This is a genomic window from Plantibacter sp. MMLR14_011 (genome assembly GCF_001865025.1).
Taxonomy (GTDB): domain Bacteria; phylum Actinomycetota; class Actinomycetes; order Actinomycetales; family Microbacteriaceae; genus Plantibacter; species Plantibacter flavus_A.
In genome coordinates this window covers 1-254 of the sequence record NZ_MJGW01000048.1, presented here as the reverse complement: position 1 = coordinate 254, position 254 = coordinate 1, and the positions used below count along the sequence as shown (strand labels likewise).

At 77.6% G+C, this 254-nt stretch carries 1 protein-coding gene; it reads left to right on the top strand.

The features are described 5' to 3' along the window. Positions 1-37: 37 nt before the first annotated feature. On the top strand, positions 38-254 hold a 217-nt coding region (locus BIU99_RS14355), incomplete at its 3' end, for a GAF domain-containing protein (protein WP_175484413.1).

The window sequence follows — 254 nt, the reverse complement described above, 5'->3', positions numbered from 1 at the left end:
CAGGGTCCTGCAGCTCGACGCCGAGGCGGGGCCGTGCATGACGACCTTCACCACCGGTCAGCCCGTCGCGTGCCCGGACATCGCGGACGCGCCCGCCGAGTGGGCGGCCTTCAGCGCCGGGGCCCTGGCGCTCGGCGTCCGGTCGGCGCACGCCGTGCCGCTGCGCCTCCGCGCCACCGTCATCGGCACGCTCAACCTGTTCGGGGCCGGCGTCGGTGCCCTCACGGAGTCGGACCTGCGCGTCGCCCGGGCCC